This window comes from Desulfonatronospira sp. (assembly GCA_003563255.1).
GTDB lineage: Bacteria > Desulfobacterota > Desulfovibrionia > Desulfovibrionales > Desulfonatronovibrionaceae > Desulfonatronospira.
The window spans coordinates 1-3,062 of sequence record PWSL01000375.1 but is presented as its reverse complement, the minus strand read 5'-3'; the positions used below and the strand labels follow the sequence as shown (position 1 = coordinate 3,062).

Sequence of the window (3,062 nt, the reverse complement as noted above, 5' to 3'; positions counted from 1 at the left end):
CGCAATGTATCCCATATACACCATTCCTTGTTAAGATGCGGCCCTTTTCCGGAAATTTCTTTTTCAAGATACTCCGTAAACCCGCATTTCCCATGTTGTTTCCATCCCGGGATTATTAAAAAGCCCTTTCATTTTACATCCACCGGCATTATCAGGCAATTGAATTTTATCCTGCCACCCAAAAGCCACCCCTGTATCCACTGGCATTGCAATATGTCCGGGACTGTTTACGATTAGCCGGTTGAAAATTTTTGAAGCTGTATTGCTATCTGAAATGACACATATGTGCATGGCCGGACAAAAAGTTTGTGATTAACCCCACGGGATATAAACGGGATATTTTCAAATGACACTGAGTGACACCCAGTGACACTGAGTGACATCTATGAAAGGGCGTGTCAACCGTATTAAGTTTGCATTAGGACTTATCCTTAAAGCTTTTCAACTTCTCTTCTCCGAACAATTTATCAAAGGAGTTTTTCTCCAGACATCTATTCGTGGTCTAATGCCACATGATATTGGTTCGGATCGGGTATCCCAATCAAAAATAAGGCCTGCGCTTTTGCGGCCAGTCACTCACAAGGGCTTACCCGTTTAAAAGTTTTTATTCTGTATTCTTTGCCCCTATAACTTTTTTTATGACTGATTTCATATCCGGTTCTGTTTTTAAGCATATAGTAAATGCTTATGAGAAGTTTTCGCGAAACGGCAATTCTTGCCTTCGTTGTGCCTTTTTTCCTTTGCACCTTTCTGTAAAGAGAACGCAATTTCAGGTCTTTTCTGATAGCGTGGTCCACAGCTTCTACAAGGCAGTACCGGATGTATTTGTTTGAATCTTTCATGATATGTCCCTGGTGAACCTTATCAGCGCTTTCAGCAGTAGTAGGCACTACCCCGCCGTAGGCGCACAGCTTCCTGTAGGAGCGGAATCTTTTGATATTGCCGATTTCAGCAGCAAGCAAAAGGCCCGAAAACCAGGATATGCCCGGGATCGTCATCAGCAGCCTTGCGTCCTCACTCTCTTCCTTTACGCAAGCTTTTATTTTCTTCTCAATTTCTTTTATCTCCTTCGTAACCTCTGCTATAAGTTTAAGGTGTCCGTCGAGTTCTTTGCGGTACACTTCGGGCAATTTAAGTTCTTTCAGGAAGTTGAGGCCGGCTCCTACAAAACAATCCGCATAACCATGCCGGATTCCCATTTTCCCCAGCACTGAATGGGCCCTGTTCTTAAACGACGCCCTTATTCTTACCAAGTACATCCTGTACCTTAATAATTCCCTCGCGTCACGGATTTCTTTCGGAGGGATATAAGAAACGGGCAGGAAGTTTGTCCTTTCAAGATGAGCAAGAACCTCTGAATCAATCTTGTCCGTTTTCACCGTGGCCTCGGCTATTATGCGCACCTTCTTCGGATGCGCAAGGACCGGTTTTAATCCCATCTCCTCCACAAAATCGCTCATCCAGTACCATGACATTGTGGCTTCCATAACAACCGGTGAACCTTTGGGCACCTTGCTGAAATACTCTTCCAGCACATCATCTTCATTGGCTAACCTCTTCTTGCTAAGAACATTGCCTTCATCATCAATGGCAGTGACCTGCGAAAAATCTTTGTGCAAATCAACGCCGACGTGGTATACTTCCATTGGCTACCCTCCTCTTGTTACCGGGTTTAGCTGATTTTATCATAATCAGCTGGGGGTAGCCCTTTCATCATATCAAGGATATTTCACATAACCCCCGGTATTACCAGTGCTTAGTATCATAAGTGGCGGTATTATCAGAACTTACAAAATCAGGGTGTTTCGAATCCCTGCCTCTCCGCCAGGATTGTTTGCGATCAACATGCCCCGCGCCTAAAGTCTCAAAACCGTCGTTTCTAATTAAATCTGAATTCGTTATTATAATGAAATACTTGACAGGAAGAACATAATTCGTTATGATAATGCTAAATACGGGAGATTAATATATGGGTGATTCAGATAAGCATCTGTCGCTGGCAAGAGAAAAGTTAAAAGCAGTTTCAAGCGCGTATGAAAAGAATCAGAGCACTGTGGTCGGCGACCTTGCCACAAAAGTGGTCGAGCAGCTAATTGAAGCATATGCCGGGGCTGCTAACGCCCATTTCGGAGACCATAAAAGCAGGCACGAATACTCCAATAAGAATTTCCCTCCAAAAGTCAACAATGCCATGAGAAAGATATGGTTCGCGTACGGCGATCTTGGCTATGATGGAATAAACGGGAAAAGAGCAAAACAGGTCATGGAGAATCTCAAGGTAGTAATCCAATTCTTTGAGGAAAAACTCGGCGTAAATATAAGTGAAGAAAATACTGGATAAGATAGCAAAGGCGCTTTCTCAAATCTCCGAAGTTAAAGCGGTCATACTTTACGGGAGTTTTGCCAGAGGAGAAGCAACTCCCCGTTCGGATATAGACCTGTTGATACTGACAGGCTCAGAGAAGATAGCCAGGGATGTTGAGGATGAAATAATCAGACTCGAACAGCAAACGGGCAGAACCATACAACCGACAATAAGGACCCCGGAAGAATTACACAGGACCGACACAGGATTATTGCAGAATATTTTCCAGGAGGGAAAAGTCCTCTATGCAAGGGGAGCCGATGAAATTCCCTCCGCGGTTTTGCTTAAGCAAAAACCTTTTCTCCTTTACACATTTCATTTGAAGAATTTGGATCAGAATGAAAAGGCGAAATTTAACAGACGGCTGTACAAGCAAGATAAGAAAGGATACGAGTATAAAGGCTTTTTGCATGAAATCGGCGGCTTAAAGGTTTCCGCGGGATGCATTCTTGTTCCATATTCAGAGAAACAGGCGATTGAAAAATTTTTCAGGAAATTCAAAATCAGCTTCAAGCATCAGAAAATCTGGAAATAGCGTTTCGACTTATGAGTAAACAAGTCCGCATAAATTTTCTAACATGAGGACAAGGCTATGACAAAGTTAGATATTGCTTCCTTCCTGATAAAGCTAATGGCTTTTTATCTTTTTATACAATTCATCGTTTCTTTCGCAGCATCTATTGCCCAAGCAATAAGT

Annotated in this window: 3 protein-coding genes; 2 read left to right on the top strand and 1 reads right to left on the bottom strand. The window is 42.8% G+C overall.

Annotation, left to right across the window (positions count from 1 at the left end; all coding sequences use genetic code 11):
• Positions 1-572: 572 nt before the first annotated feature.
• A complete protein-coding gene (locus QZP87_RS10985) occupies positions 573-1,646 on the bottom strand; it encodes an IS110 family transposase (protein ID WP_291322969.1) in 1,074 nt (357 codons plus the stop codon).
• 323 nt (positions 1,647-1,969) lie between these two features.
• Between QZP87_RS10985 and QZP87_RS10980 the strand changes: the two genes are divergently transcribed.
• A complete protein-coding gene (locus QZP87_RS10980) occupies positions 1,970-2,341 on the top strand; it encodes a hypothetical protein (protein WP_291322968.1) in 372 nt (123 codons plus the stop codon).
• Entirely contained in the window at positions 2,322-2,900 is a 579-nt protein-coding gene (locus QZP87_RS10975; protein WP_291322967.1) for a nucleotidyltransferase domain-containing protein, read from the top strand. The genes QZP87_RS10980 and QZP87_RS10975 overlap by 20 nt, the downstream gene beginning before the upstream one ends.
• Positions 2,901-3,062: the final 162 nt, after the last annotated feature.